Origin of the sequence: Intestinibacter sp., assembly GCF_022780145.1 — a bacterium.
Taxonomy (GTDB): Bacteria; Bacillota; Clostridia; order Peptostreptococcales; family Peptostreptococcaceae; genus Intestinibacter.
Genome location: NZ_JALEXO010000074.1, coordinates 1 through 13382, shown reverse-complemented (window position 1 = coordinate 13382; position 13382 = coordinate 1). Strand labels below are relative to the sequence as shown.

11 protein-coding genes, 1 pseudogene and 1 riboswitch are annotated in these 13382 nt (G+C 29.7%); of the genes and pseudogenes, 11 read left to right on the top strand and 1 reads right to left on the bottom strand.

From position 1 onward, the window contains the following. From MR593_RS02760 to MR593_RS02730, 7 genes and pseudogenes are all read left to right on the top strand, one after another. Window positions 1–418, top strand: a pseudogene (locus tag MR593_RS02760) (ATP-binding cassette domain-containing protein); the annotation flags it as partial. 701 nt (window positions 419–1119) lie between these two features. Next, window positions 1120–1272 carry a hypothetical protein gene (locus MR593_RS02755; protein ID WP_290686738.1) on the top strand — a complete coding sequence of 51 codons (153 nt, stop codon included), beginning with the start codon at window positions 1120–1122 and terminating at the stop codon, window positions 1270–1272. A gap of 145 nt (window positions 1273–1417) precedes the next feature. Then, window positions 1418–2428, top strand: a complete 1011-nt coding sequence (locus MR593_RS02750) for a homoserine dehydrogenase (RefSeq protein WP_290686735.1) — start codon at window positions 1418–1420, stop codon at window positions 2426–2428. Window positions 2429–2432: 4 nt separating this feature from the next. Continuing rightward, window positions 2433–3698: a 4Fe-4S dicluster domain-containing protein gene (locus MR593_RS02745; RefSeq protein ID WP_290686734.1), complete on the top strand. Its 1266-nt coding sequence runs from the start codon at window positions 2433–2435 to the stop codon at window positions 3696–3698. Between the two features lie 102 nt (window positions 3699–3800). Further along, window positions 3801–4688 carry a YegS/Rv2252/BmrU family lipid kinase gene (locus MR593_RS02740; protein ID WP_290686732.1) on the top strand — a complete coding sequence of 296 codons (888 nt, stop codon included), beginning with the start codon at window positions 3801–3803 and terminating at the stop codon, window positions 4686–4688. A gap of 23 nt (window positions 4689–4711) precedes the next feature. Beyond that, window positions 4712–5494 carry an EFR1 family ferrodoxin gene (locus MR593_RS02735; RefSeq protein WP_290686729.1) on the top strand — a complete coding sequence of 261 codons (783 nt, stop codon included), beginning with the start codon at window positions 4712–4714 and terminating at the stop codon, window positions 5492–5494. A gap of 95 nt (window positions 5495–5589) precedes the next feature. Further along, window positions 5590–6696 carry a hypothetical protein gene (locus MR593_RS02730; RefSeq protein ID WP_290686727.1) on the top strand — a complete coding sequence of 369 codons (1107 nt, stop codon included), beginning with the start codon at window positions 5590–5592 and terminating at the stop codon, window positions 6694–6696. Window positions 6697–7003: 307 nt separating this feature from the next. Here the strand turns inward: MR593_RS02730 and MR593_RS02725 are convergent, their stop codons facing one another. Then, the gene (locus MR593_RS02725; protein WP_290686726.1) at window positions 7004–8671 is read right to left on the bottom strand and encodes a glutamine--tRNA ligase/YqeY domain fusion protein; all 1668 of its coding nucleotides are present in this window, start codon (window positions 8669–8671) and stop codon (window positions 7004–7006) included. A gap of 251 nt (window positions 8672–8922) precedes the next feature. Between MR593_RS02725 and MR593_RS02720 the strand changes: the two genes are divergently transcribed. From MR593_RS02720 to MR593_RS02705, 4 genes are all read left to right on the top strand, one after another. Further along, the gene (locus MR593_RS02720) at window positions 8923–10647 is read left to right on the top strand and encodes a hypothetical protein (protein WP_290686724.1); all 1725 of its coding nucleotides are present in this window, start codon (window positions 8923–8925) and stop codon (window positions 10645–10647) included. 116 nt (window positions 10648–10763) lie between these two features. Next, complete coding sequence (locus MR593_RS02715) at window positions 10764–11378, top strand: hypothetical protein (protein WP_290686722.1); 615 nt, start codon at window positions 10764–10766, stop codon at window positions 11376–11378. A 109-nt stretch (window positions 11379–11487) separates the two neighbouring features. Further along, window positions 11488–11657, top strand: a riboswitch (Lysine riboswitch). Between the two features lie 73 nt (window positions 11658–11730). Further along, window positions 11731–12924, top strand: a complete 1194-nt coding sequence (locus tag MR593_RS02710) for an aspartate kinase (protein ID WP_290686721.1) — start codon at window positions 11731–11733, stop codon at window positions 12922–12924. A gap of 26 nt (window positions 12925–12950) precedes the next feature. Continuing rightward, on the top strand, window positions 12951–13382 hold a 432-nt coding region (locus tag MR593_RS02705), incomplete at its 3' end, for a diaminopimelate decarboxylase family protein (RefSeq protein WP_442908396.1).

Below are 13382 nucleotides of genomic sequence, written 5' to 3'. Positions count from 1 at the left end.
CTCATTAGTAGACTGGCTAAGACAGTACTCTGAAGAAAAAAGTGAGAGCTTCATAAGAGGATTTTTAGGAAGAATGTTATTTAGCGGTGAAGAAGCTCTAAAAGAAGCTCAGGTTATATCTGGAGGCGAGAAGGTTAGATGTATGTTTTCTAAGCTAATGTTGAGTAATTCTAACGTATTAGTGCTAGACGACCCTACAAACCACCTAGATCTTGAATCTATAACATCAGTTAACAAGGGTCTAGAAAAATTCCCTGGAGTGCTTTTATTTAGCTCACACGACCACGAGATGATACAATCTCTAGCAAATAGAATAATAGAGATAACTCCAAATGGAATAATGGATAGAAAAACTACTCTAGAGGACTATCTAGAAAACAAAGATATACAAGGCAAATTAAAAGAAATGTACGCTTAATATATAACTCTTTTATGTTAGTTAGATGTTAATTATCGATGATATTATTTTAATAATATTAAGATGATTTTAAATCCTAATATAAAAGAGTTTTTTTGTTGAATATTGATGATTTATAAAATATAATGACGATTATTTGTATATTAAATTTATAATATATATTTACAAGATGTAAATAATATCGAGTTATGTTAAGAAAATGTAAACAAAATAGCCTTCAATTGTTAAAAGAGTGTAAAATACCCTGTAATCTTGTTAAGGGAATGTAAATAATCTTTTGAATATATAAAATTTACTGAAAATTTATATATAATATAATTAACAAAATAAAAAAGCAAAACATAAAGAATTTAAAATTTTAAAGTGTGTAATTAAAGGAGGTAATATCATGACAGGAGTAGCATGGGTATTTATGATAACTGTATGGTGTATAATTGGGGCAGCTGCATTTTTAGCTTTGAAAAAGATCATAAGCAACCAATAAAAGACTGTAAATAATTTTTCTACATGGAATTATATTTAAAAAATTAAATACTTTATCGATTTTAATTAAATCAAAAAATAATATAAAAAAGCATAAGTCCTGAAATTGGGATTTATGCTTTTTTATTTAAAAAATATTTTTTTATACAAAAAAAATACAATATTATTATCAAAAAAATAGTATAATTATATTAAATAAATGAAATGGAGGTATTGTTATGAGCGAAGAAAATAACTATGAATTTAGCGGCACAGAATATATAGAAATAGACGACACCTACAAAGATGAATACGAGATAATTATTGAAGATGAAGATTTTGAAGTCGAGGGAGACGAAGAAGTAGAAATAGAGGATACATATATAGATTAATTGAAACTGCAATCCTTTGTAGATAATATTATAAATTATTTACAAAGGGTTGTATTTTTTTAGAGAAAATAATATATTACAAAGTATGGAAATTTTGTAGATTTATGTATAAAATTATAATTGTGTAAATTTATAAGGAGGACTTATGTTTAATATTGCTTTAATCGGTTTTGGTGCAGTAGGCAAATCTTTTGCAAAATTATTAAAAATGAAAAAAGATCTATTACACGATGTAAATTTAAAATATATTATAAAAAGCGATGGAGGTATTTACGACGAAAATGGATTAAATATCGATGAGCTAATAGAGTATATAAATTCAGATAAAAAAATACAAAATCACCCTATGTACTCTGACATTTCTTTTAAAAATATATTAGAAAACGATGATGTAGATATTTTAATAGAGCTTACCAGTACAAACATAGTAGATGGCGAGCCTGGTTATACTCATATAAGAGAGTCTTTGAAAAATGGGCTAGACGTTGTAACTGGAAATAAAGGTCCTATTTTACTTCACTACAACGAGCTTAAAAATCTCGCAAATAAAAACAATCTATACTTAAAAATAGGATGTACAACTGGAGGAGCACTTCCCTCTGTAAATGCAGGTACGATAGATGTTTTAGGTGCTCAAGTTATGGAAATTACAGGAGTTTTAAATGGAACTACTAATTTTATACTAGAAGAGATGCTAAAAAACAAAGTTGAATACGAAGAGGCTCTAAAAAAAGCGCAGGATTTAAATATAGCTGAAAAAGACCCTTCACTAGATGTATTGGGATACGATACTGCTGTTAAGATGGCTATTTTAAGCAAGGTAATTTGGAATATAGATTTTGATTTCGATAAGCTAGATATAAATGGAATAACTAATGTTAAACTAAATGATTTATTATCTGCAGATTTTTCTAATGATAAAGTAAAATTAGTCGGAAGGGCTTCTTATCTAGATGGAAACTTCGAATTTGAAGTGAAGCCTACAGTGATAAATAGCGACCATCCGCTTTACTCTGTAGATGGCAAAAATAAAGGAGTACATTACAAGACAGATATTTTAGGAGATATAACTGTATCAGGAGGAGCATCATCACCATTAAACGCAGCGGCTGCAATTCTTAGAGATTTACTTTATATAATTGAAAATAGGAGATGATAATATGTCACATATAAGTGCAAAAAAAGAATATAAAAGCTTAGTCGATAGGCTAAATAAATTTCCACAGGGAGCACCTGAGTCAAAAACTCTTTATGAAATACTAAAGGTTTTATTTACAGAAAGAGAGGCGTATTTAGTATCACAGCTTCCAATAGGAGCTTTTAGAGTTAAGACTGCGGCTAGAATTTGGACAATGACATACGATGAAGCTTTGAAGGTGCTAGATACTTTGGCATCAAGGGCCATACTTTTAGATGTTGAGGACGAAAAGGGTAAAAAGTACATACTACCACCACCTATGGCTGGATTTATAGAATTTGCCCTTATGAGAACTAGAGGAGATATCGACCAAAAGATACTTTCTGAGCTTTATTATCAATACCTAAATGTTGAAGAGGATTTTATAAAGGATTTATTTTATTCTACAGAAACTAAATTAGGTAGAGTCTACGTTCAAGAAGAGGTTTTAAGCAACGAAAACCAAGTGGACATACTAGATTTCGAGAGAGCGACTCATATAATAGAATCTTCAAAGCATATAGCGGTGGGAATGTGTTATTGTAGACATAAAATGCAACATATGGGAATGGCTTGCGATGCACCTATGGAGATATGCATGACATTTGGAAACACAGCAAATTCACTTATAAAAAATAATTACGCTAGACGTATAGATGCGATAGAGTGCAAGGAGCTTTTACACCAAGCCTACGAACATAATCTAGTTCAATGCGGTGAAAATGTAAGAGAAGGCGTTACATTCATATGTAACTGTTGTGGATGTTGTTGTGAGGCTCTACTTGCGGCCAAGAAATTTGGAAATATGCATCCAGTTCAAACTACTGGTTTTTATCCATCAGTAAACGATGAATCTTGTGTAAAATGCGGTAAATGTGAAAAAGCGTGTCCAATAGATGCAATAAGTCTAGTAAAGGACGAAAAAGGAAACAAAAAAGTAGAAATAGACTACGACGTATGTCTAGGATGTGGAGTCTGTGCTAGAAATTGCTCTAAGGGAAGTATAATATTAAAACGTAGAAAAGAAAAAATAATAACTCCATCTAGCTCTGTTCACAGAGTAGTGCTTCAAGCTATAGAAAAGGGTACACTACTAGATCTTATATCAGAAACAGAAGCATTTAAAAACCACAGAGTTATGGCTTCTATACTTTCTGCTATTTTAAAAATGTCTCCAGTTAAACAGCTTTTAGCAAGAGATCAAGTTAAGTCTATTTACTTGGACAGATTACTTAGAGTAAAAAAATAATTTAAATCTCAAAGTAGTTGCTATTCATATATATTTAACAAACTTGTAATAATATATTTGTATAATAGTATTTATTATTATAAAAAGGAGGAGTTATGGGGAATGAAAAAAGTAAAATTTATCTATAATCCAAATTCTGGAGATAAGAGAATAAAAAACGAAATAGATAAAGTTGTACAAATATATCAAAAATACGGATATAGTGTTGTTCCTTATAGAATAACTAGGTCTCGTCCTAATAGCGATGCATTTTGGGATATAGATGATAATTACGACCATATATTGTTGTCTGGTGGAGATGGAACTATAGATTTATTTATAAATACAATAAAAGAGTTAAACATAGATATACCGGTGGCTATACTTCCATCTGGAACTGCAAATGATTTTGCCAACGCTATAAAATACCCGCACGATGTCAGAGAGTGCATCAAAAAAATTGTAAATTCAAAGCCTAAATACGTAGATATCGGAAAAATAAACGACAGATACTTTATAAATGTAGCAAGTGCTGGGATGTTTACAGATGTTTCTCAAAAGATAAACCCAGAAGTTAAAAATACTATAGGCAAGGTTTCTTATTACCTAAAGGGGATAGAAGAAGCTCTAAATATGAGAAAATTTAAGATTAATGTAAAATCTCAAGAGATGAATTACGACGGCGATATGTACCTTATGCTCGTATTTAATGGGAAGACTGCTGGTAATATAAATCTAGCATATAAAGCAGAGATAGACGATGGATATCTAGATGTAATTATAGTTAAGGGAACACCACTTCCTAAGACTTTTCCACTTCTAGTAAATATACTTAGAGGAGAACATCTAGAGGGATACAATGAAGATGAAATTTTATATTTTAAAACTAAAAAAGTAACTATAGAATGTGAGGATGAATTAGTTACCGACATAGACGGTGAAAAGGGTCCAGATTTTCCTCTTACAATAGAATGTGTTAGAAATGGAATACAGCTTTTAGGATATGAATAAAAAATTACAATAGGAGTGGTATTATGGCAGATAAAATTGGTATTGTATATTTTTCTGGAACGAAAAACACAGAATTTATATCACAAAGCATTAAAAATGTGCTTGAAAAATGGGATGAGAAAGTAGATCTAATCAATATAGAAAAGGATAAAATAATACCTACTGACTACAAATACTTAATAATCGGGGGACCTGTTTATATTGATAGGTATCCCGATATTTTAATTAAATATGCAAAACAAAATTTAAAAGATTATAAAAATAAATGTATGTTATTTACAACTCAAGCATCTGAAAAAGACTCTACAGCATATCAACATTTTATAAATGAGATGCCTAATTTAAGCGTAACTTACTGTATGTATGTTCCTATGCCAAATAATGTATATAATTTCTTTTTTAAAAAGACTCTAGAAGAAAAGCAAGATGAAATGATAAAGAACTCTATTGATATTATAGAAAATGGATTAAAAGAGTTTAGAGATGGTAAAATTAAATTATATTCTAGAAATAAAATAACGGTATTTATGATTAATTTAGTATATAAGATGGTTTATCCAAGATTTATAAGTTTAATAAATAAAAAGATAAATATAGATAGAGCTAAGTGTATAGATTGTAGGTTATGCGAGAAATCATGTCCAGCTGGATGTATCAAGATAGATAATGGTGTAAGTCATACGAAAGAATGTATATTTTGTCAGAGATGTTTAAATATTTGTCCTAAAAATGCTTTTTTGTATAAAGATAAAGAAATTTCTCAATATAAACCTAGATTTAAAGAGTTAGAAAAAAGCGAACAATAACTATTTAAGAATGTAGAATTTTTTGAAATAAGATAGATAATATACAGAATTTATGTTGAAAAGATAATTATCAAATCAAAGAGGGTGAAAACTTTATGACAGGAAGTATATTTATAGTAGATGAAAATAATAAAATTTTAGAACTTAAAGAAAGTAAGTATGAAAATGAAGATATATTTCAGGAATTAATAGAAAGATATCCAAATATATTGGCAGGTGATCAAATTTCACCGGATAATCCAAGAAAATGGGTTTTTATTTCAAGAGAAATGGGCATTCCAGAAGATAAGGGTGGAAGTGATAGATGGTTTTTAGACCACTTATTTATAGATCAAGATGCTATACCTACTTTTGTAGAAGTAAAAAGAAGTAGTGATACTAGAATAAGACGTGAAGTAGTTGGCCAAATGTTAGACTATGCAGCAAACGCAATTAAATATTGGTCTATAGATACTATTAGAGAGTTATATGAACATCAAAACAAAAGTATTTGTGATGAACTAGGTATAGATGAAAAAAGTGAAAAACTATTTTGGAATAATGTGGAAAGTAATTTAAAAGAAGGAAAAATAAGATTATTATTTGTAGCAGATGAAATACCGGATTCTTTAAAAAATATAATACAATTTTTAAATAATCAAATGATAAATACTGAAGTGCTAGGTGTAGAAATTAAACAGTTTGTATCAGATGGAAAAACAAAGACATTTGTGCCTACAATAATAGGAAAGACAAGTAATTCTATAGCAGTAAAAAATAAAACTTCGTGGACTGAAGAAGGATTTTTAAATGCAGTGAAAGATATAGATGGAGAATTAGTAGATGTTTGTAATAAAATATTAGCTGCATTTAGAAGTTTTGGATGTGAAATAAATTGGGGAAGCGGAAAATTAACTCCAAGTTTTGTACCTTTATATAGAGGAAAACAAGAAAATAAATTATTTGCAGTATATGCATATTCAACAAGTGTAAAAATTGAGATTTATTTTAAATTCTATAAAGAGCCTTATTTTGTTAAGGCAAGAAAACAAGAACTAAAATCAAAGCTTAATGAAATTTTTAATGTGAATATAAGTGATGGTGATTTAGACAAAAGAGTGCCATTATTAATAGATATCTTGAAAGACGAACAAAAGATGAAATCATTTTTAGATTATTTTAAGGATTTAGTTGAAGGGTTAAAAAATAATCCTGATAATTAAAAATATGTTATATATAAATGTATAAATAAAACAAAAGGGGATGTCGCACGAACAATTAAAAACCTGTTCTGCAATAGCCTTTTTCTAACTTAAATTAAATGTACTTTTTAGTGTTTGATTAAGGAAAATTTACTTTTAAAACATAAAAATAGACACAAGAAATAAAGGTATTAGAAATACCCATTTTTAGAAAAAGTTTAAATTCTGATTATATAGTATTGTGTTTGGTCATACAATTATTATACAAAAAAGGGCATCGCCCTATTTCTTAGTGCGACAGCCCCTTATTTAAAATATTTATTTAAACTTATTTTTTTTCTAATTTAAATGAGCTCTTTAATGGAACTATTCTGTTGAATACTAATTTGTCTTCAGTAGTGTATTTAGTGTCTACACTGAAGAATCCATTTCTTACAAATTGGAATTTATCAAGTGGTTTTGCGTCTTTTATTTGAGTTGGTTCTACAAAACCTTGTAGTATTTCAAGTGAATTAGGATTTATTTGTTCTAAGAAGTGTTTACCTTCGTTTTCTGGGTCATCATCTAATATTAATGGTTCAAATAATCTAAATTCACAAGGAACAGCATTTTTAGCATCTACCCAGTGTACAGTACCTTTTACTTTTCTTCCAGTAAATCCAGAACCACTCTTAGTTTCAGGATCATAAGTACCGTGGATTTCTACTATTTCACCGTTTTCGTCTTTTACGAAATCAGTACATTTTACAAAATATGCACCCATTAATCTTACTTCGTTTCCTACGAAGAAACGTCTGTATTTCTTAACTGGTTCTTCCATAAAGTCGTCTCTTTCTATGTAGACTTCTCTACTAAATGGAACAAGTCTCTTACCAGCTTCTTCGTTTTTAGATATATTTTCTACTTCTAGCATTTCAGTTTGACCTTCTGGATAGTTAGTTATAACTAATTTTAAAGGTTTAAGAACAGCCATAGCAAGTGGAGCCTTTGGTTGTAAATCTTCTCTTAGGAAGTGGTCTAAAAGTCTAGAGTCGACTGTAGAATCGGCTTTAGCAACACCTATTTCATTACAGAAGGCTCTTATAGCTTCTGGAGTAAATCCTCTACGTCTAACACCTGATATAGTAGGCATACGAGGGTCATCCCAACCATCAGTTATACCTTCATCAACTAGAAGTTTTAATTTTCTCTTACTCATAACAGTGTTTGTTAAGTTAAGTCTTGCAAATTCGATTTGTCTTGGAACATTTTCCATTTCACATTCTCTGACGAACCAATCGTAAAGTGGTCTTTGGTCTTCGAATTCTAGAGTACATATAGAGTGAGTTATTCCTTCTATCGCATCTTCTAGTGGATGAGCGAAAGAATACATTGGGTATATACACCATTTATCTCCTGTATTGTGGTGAGAGTTGTGAGAAATTCTGTATATAACAGGGTCTCTGAAGTTTACGTTAGGAGAAGACATATCTATTTTAGCTCTTAAGACTTTTTCTCCATTTGCAAATTCACCATTTTTCATTCTTTCGAATAAGTCTAAGTTTTCTTCTATTGATCTATTTCTGTATGGACTTTCTTTACCTGGTTCTGTTAAAGTACCACGAGTAGCTCTTATTTCTTCTTGAGATAAGTCACATACATAAGCTTTACCTTTTTTGATTAAAAGTACAGCTCTTTTGTACATTTCATCGAAATAATCAGAAGCAAAGTATAAATTGTCCCAATTAAATCCTAACCACTTAACGTCTTCTTTGATTGAGTTTACGTATTCTTCATCTTCTTTAAGTGGATTAGTATCGTCGAATCTCATATTTACTTTTCCGTTAAATTCTTCTGCTAATCCGAAGTTTAAGCAAATTGATTTAGCATGTCCTATGTGTAAATATCCATTTGGTTCTGGTGGGAAACGAGTTATTATAGATTTATGCTTCCCAGATGCTAAGTCATCTTTAATTATGTTTTTTATAAAGTTAGTACGATTATTTTCGCTTGACATAAAAATTACCTCACATTTGTTTTATTTTATAATATGTATAAATTTATTATAATTCATATTACTAATTTTAATTCAATATTAGAAAAAAATAAAGTATATTTAATTAAATTAAGCAAATTAAAAAATTAAATAAATTATATTTGTAAAAAAGATTATTTTTAGATATATAATGTTATAAAATTATGGTATATTATTTGTAATAGTATACCATAATTTTAAAAAAAGTAAAATTTAGTATTTAAGGAGGCAAAATGAAAAAGTATTTAAGATCTTATGGGATTGCATTTATTATAGTTTTAATATATGCATTTATTAAATTACCAGTTATAAGAATTGATTTTACATCTGGTTTTTCTACTGCGATATTGTTTTTTGTAGTTGCAGGTATAATCGATATGATGTTTGACAGAGGAAATAAAACCTCAAAGCTTGCAAAAAATAATTTTGTAATAGCGTTGATTTTGCTTGTTCTAGTTATAGCTATTCCATTTTTTGTAACTACACCGATTTTCCATGCAAATGCATATAAAAATTTAATCGGCGAAGTATCTGAAAGTGAATTTACAGAAGATGTAAGTCCTGTAAATGTAAATGATATACGTATTGTCGATGAAGATATGGCCATGAAGCTAGGAGAGAAAAAAATAGGTGAAATACCAGCTATAGGTAGTGTTTCACAGCTTGGCGAGTTTCATATCCAAAGTGTAAATGGAGAGCTTTACTGGGTAGCGCCTTTAGTACATAGAGATATTATAAAATGGATTACTAACCTAGACGGTACTGATGGATACGTTATGGTATCGGCTACAGACCCTCAGGATGTAAAATTAGTCCAAACTCTAGACAAAAAGCCTATAAAGATAAAATATCAACCAGAAGCTTATTTCCTACAAGATTTACATAGATATCTTTATATAAACGGACTTGTAAACTACGGAATGACTGAATTTACACTTGAAATAAACGATCAAGGTAGACCTTACTGGGTTGTTAGTTTATACGAGCATAAAGTTGGATTTTCAGGCTCTGATGCTGTAGGAGTTGCAGTTTTAGATGCACAAACTGGAGAATTAAACGTATACGATATAGAAAACGCTCCAAAATGGATAGATAGAATACAACCACAATCTATGGTAATAGATCAAATTACAGATTGGGGATTATATGTAAAAGGATTTATAAACTCTGTATTTACAGAAGAAGGCGTATTAGTGCCTACAGAGGGTGAATCTTTAGTATACGGTAATGACGGCAAATCTTATTGGTATACAGGTATAACATCTTCAGGTGGAGATGAATCTACAGTAGGATTTATGTTAGTCGATTCTAGAACTAAAGAAGCTAAGCTTTATATGCAAACAGGTGCTACAGAAACTGCTGCTATGACATCTGCAGAGGGTAAAGTACAAGAAAAGAATTACGAAGCTACATTCCCAGTTATGTACAATATCTATGGAACACCTACATACGTTTGTGCTCTAAAAGATAAGGCTGGACTTGTAAAAAGTGTGGCATTTATATCAGTAGAAGACTACAGTGTACTAGCTGTTGGAAACAATAAGAGAGAGGCTCTAGCTGCTTATAAAGAAGCTCTAGAATCTGAAGGGGAAGATTTGAAATTTGAAACTGATGTAGATACTGTAGAGCTTTCTGGTACTGTAGATAGAATAAGTGCAGATGTACAAGATGGTATGACTACTTACTTCTTTACATTGAAAAACAACAATACATTGTTTAAGGGAACTTCTAAGACATCTGATAGATTACCACTGACTAAATCAGGAGATAATGTATCTATTTCTTATACAAAAACTGATAGCGCTACGATTTCAATAACTAAATTTGAAAATAATAGTATATTAGGTAAATCTTCTAAAAACGATAAAAAAGAAGCTACAGAGGATAAAGCTTCAGAAAAAGAAAAAACTAACAAATCTAATGAAGCAGAAGCTACAGAAGGTGAAAATTCAAATTAATATAATTTACTATGCACTATAAAAAGTGAATTCATATGAATTCACTTTTTTTGTAGAGTTTTTTATTTTAATTAATATAATATATTAAATAATATTACATCTTTGGAGAGGTTTATATGACTATACTTGAAAAGGAGATACTTTTTATAATTAGTAGGCTTAGATGTTTAACTGAAACTCAATTTAATAAACTTTTCAACTACAAAAGAGATTCTAAAAAAAAGACTTTAAAAAGAACACTAAGGAGGATGTGCAATGATTATATTTTAGTTAAATTTCCTTGCAATATTAATTATAGGGGTTATAAAGAAAATTCTTATTTATATTATATAAATGGAGCTAGTGAGTTTTACAAGGGAGACGATTTAATAAAGGCGTTAATAAGCTCTGATATTGCTGTAAAATTAAATCTTGCAAATTTCGATATAGTCAGGTTTTACAGGAATATAAATATTGGGGATAATAATTACTCTTTATATATCGAATATATAGACAGTAATTGTCAGAGAAAACAAGTTCTTTTTGATATACAATTAGGAAATAATATCGACTTATCAAAATACTATACTCTTAAATCGGATATGAAAAACACGACTATTCCGTTTTTTATGGTTCCAAATATAATAGTCGTTACAAATAGTTTAAATGAAGACGATTATTTATACACTCAAAATACAGAAAATATTTTCTTAATTGACATGTCTTTACATTCTATGTTCAAATATTTATAATATTTGCAAAAATTAAATTTGTTTTTTAAAATAAAGTTAAAAATTGTAAAATAATGGTTGCAAAAAATCGAATTATATGCTTAAATTATATTGATAATTTGATTACTAAGCCTAGGGTAGAGGTGCTTTAAATTAATAGTATCTATAGGGAGCTGGCGAGCGTAGATTTATAGAGAAAGGAGTTTAGAGCCGAAGTTGTAGACTTGGCAAAGTCTGCTGCTGGACTTATGCATAATATGTATAAGGCTGTCACTATGTTTGTGATGAGCTACAAGGTTTACTTTGATACTTAACGTCCAAAGTATTCCTTTGGGCGTTTTTAAATACCCAAAAAGATTAAGGGGGTAAAAAAATGGGTGATATAATAGTACAAAAATACGGTGGAAGTTCAGTTGCTACAACTGAAAAAATAACAACAATTGCAAAGAGATTGATAGAAAGAAAAAAAACAGATCCTAAAATAGTAGTAGTAGTTTCTGCAATGGGAGACACTACAGATGATTATATAAGTCTTGCAAAGGATATAACAGCTACTCCAGATAAAAGAGAGCTAGATGTTTTGATGTCTACAGGAGAAATGATATCAGCATCACTTTTAGCTATGAGCTTAAATTCTCTAGGATGTCCAGCAATAAGCTACAATGCTTATCAATTAGAAATCCAAACAAGTGGAACTCACGGAAAATCTTTAATAGACGATATAAATATAGAAAAGATAGAAAAAAGCTTAGATGAAGGCAAGATAGTAGTAGTAACAGGTTTTCAAGGATTAGATGATGAAGGAGATATAACTACTCTAGGTAGAGGAGGCTCTGATACATCAGCTGTAGCACTTGCTGTAAAATTAAACGGAAAATGTGAAATCTACACAGATGTAGACGGAATATACTTCACAGATCCAAGAAAATTTAAAGACGCTAAAAAGTTAGAAGAAATAGAATACGAAGAAATGTTAGAGCTTGCAAGCCTAGGTGCTCAAGTAATGCATTCAAGAAGTATAGAGCTTGCTCAAAAATACCAAATAGAATTATACGTAGGTCTATCATGTAGTGATATAAAAGGAACATACATAAGGGGGATAAAAAACATGAAATTAGAAGATAAAGTTATAACAGGACTTGCAACATCTGACGACGACGTTGCTATAACTATAGAAATAGATGAAGATAAGGTAGTAGATTTATTTGAAAACATAGCAAAAGAAAACATAAGCATGGATATGATAAGTCAAACTGCTCCAATGAACTCAAAAATAAGCGTTTCATTTACAATACCAAAAGAAGATTTAAACCAAGGAAAAGCTATAGTTGAAAAATATGTTCCACAAGAAAACATATTAGTAGACGAAAATATAACTAAATTATCTCTAGTAGGTCTAGGAATGAAACACACTAGTGGTGTTGCATCAAAGGTATTTAGCATATTAAAGAAAAATGGAATAAAAATAAAATTAATAACTACATCAGAAATAAGAATAACTTGTGCTATAAGCTCTGAAGATACAGCTGTAGCTGTAAATGAAATAGCAAAAGAATTTAATGTGTAAAAATTACTAGAATTTAGGAGGACAATATGAAACTTCATGGAAGTATGGAAATAAAAAACGATGATCTTTATATAGGTGGAGTAAAAACTCTTGATCTTGTAGAAAAATACAAAACTCCACTATATGTATTTGATGAAGAATTGATAAGAAATAATTGCAGAGAATATGTAAAAGCTTTTAAAGTAAACGAAAATGGAAATAAAGTAGCATATGCAGGTAAGGCATTTTTAACTAAATACATGTGCAAAATAGTCAAAGAAGAAGGACTTTGCCTAGATGTAGTTTCAGGCGGGGAATTATACACTGCATATAAAGCAGGTATGCCTATGGAAAATATATTGTTCCACGGAAACAATAAAACAGTAGATGAAGTAAAATTAGGGATAGAATTAGGAGTTGGGAGATTTGTAGTAGATAATTTTTATGAATTAGACTTAATCGAAAAATTCTGTCTAGAA

Coding starts and splice junctions, on each gene's coding strand:
- MR593_RS02755 (WP_290686738.1), top strand. CDS start 1,120: ATGAGCGAAGAAAATAACTATGAATTTAGCGGCACAGAATATATAGAA.
- MR593_RS02750 (WP_290686735.1), top strand. CDS start 1,418: ATGTTTAATATTGCTTTAATCGGTTTTGGTGCAGTAGGCAAATCTTTT.
- MR593_RS02745 (WP_290686734.1), top strand. CDS start 2,433: ATGTCACATATAAGTGCAAAAAAAGAATATAAAAGCTTAGTCGATAGG.
- MR593_RS02740 (WP_290686732.1), top strand. CDS start 3,801: ATGAAAAAAGTAAAATTTATCTATAATCCAAATTCTGGAGATAAGAGA.
- MR593_RS02735 (WP_290686729.1), top strand. CDS start 4,712: ATGGCAGATAAAATTGGTATTGTATATTTTTCTGGAACGAAAAACACA.
- MR593_RS02730 (WP_290686727.1), top strand. CDS start 5,590: ATGACAGGAAGTATATTTATAGTAGATGAAAATAATAAAATTTTAGAA.
- MR593_RS02725 (WP_290686726.1), bottom strand. CDS start 8,671: ATGTCAAGCGAAAATAATCGTACTAACTTTATAAAAAACATAATTAAA.
- MR593_RS02720 (WP_290686724.1), top strand. CDS start 8,923: ATGAAAAAGTATTTAAGATCTTATGGGATTGCATTTATTATAGTTTTA.
- MR593_RS02715 (WP_290686722.1), top strand. CDS start 10,764: ATGACTATACTTGAAAAGGAGATACTTTTTATAATTAGTAGGCTTAGA.
- MR593_RS02710 (WP_290686721.1), top strand. CDS start 11,731: ATGGGTGATATAATAGTACAAAAATACGGTGGAAGTTCAGTTGCTACA.